Below are 928 nucleotides of genomic sequence, written 5' to 3'. Positions count from 1 at the left end.
CAGCTTCAGGTCTTCTTCGGCGATCAGGAACCCGTCCTCGGTCTCGCGCATCACCGACAGCCGGCGTTTTGCGGTCTCGCCGAGCGGGTCCTTGTAGAGCAGCACGCAGGAGGAGGGCTTGTCGCCACGCCCGACCCGGCCGCGCAGTTGGTGCAGCTGGGCCAGGCCGAAGCGCTCGGCGTGCTCGATGACCATGACGGTGGCGTCCGGCACGTCGACGCCGACCTCGATGACGGTGGTGGCGATCAGGATGCGTGTCTCGCCCTGCTTGAACGCACGCATCGCCTCGTCCTTCTCGGCACCCTTCATGCGGCCGTGAACGAGCCCGATACGGTCGCCGAACAATGGTTTCAGCGACGCGAAGCGGTCCTCGGCCGACATCAGCTTGATTTCTTCGGATTCCTCGACCAGCGGACAGATCCAGTAGATCTTCTGGCCGCCGGCGACGGCGTCCACCATGCGGTCGACCAGTTCGTCGAGCCGCTCGAGCGGCAGTGTAACGGTACGGATCGGCTGGCGGCCGGCCGGTTTTTCCGTCAGTTTCGACACGTCCATGTCGCCGAAAGCGGTCAGCACCAGCGTGCGGGGGATGGGAGTGGCCGTCATCACCAGCATGTCCGGCGCGTCGCCCTTGGCGGTGATGGCAAGCCGCTGATGGACGCCGAAACGGTGCTGCTCGTCGATCACGGCGAAGACCAGGTCGTGGAACATGACCGTCTCCTGGAACAGCGCGTGGGTGCCGACGACGATGTCGATCTCGCCGCTCGCCAGACCGGCCAGCGCGTCCGCGCGTTCGCGGCCCTTTTCGCGGCCCGTGAGGATAGCGATGCGCAGTCCGACCTTGGCGGCGAGCGGCGTGATGGTCGCCAGATGCTGGCGCGCCAGGATTTCGGTCGGCGCCATCAGTGCTGCCTGGCCGCCGGCCTCG

General features: G+C 66.8%; 1 pseudogene (only partly in view). It reads right to left on the bottom strand.

The window, feature by feature from the left end:
* Positions 1-928: pseudogene (recG, locus tag EOC06_RS36920) on the bottom strand (ATP-dependent DNA helicase RecG); its annotated part runs 706 nt beyond the window's last position; the annotation flags it as partial.

Origin of the sequence: Mesorhizobium sp. M7A.F.Ca.MR.362.00.0.0, from assembly GCF_004023175.1 — a bacterium.
GTDB lineage: Bacteria > Pseudomonadota > Alphaproteobacteria > Rhizobiales > Rhizobiaceae > Mesorhizobium.
Note: the sequence above shows the minus strand (reverse complement) of the source record. Positions and strands in the feature narration are given on the sequence as shown.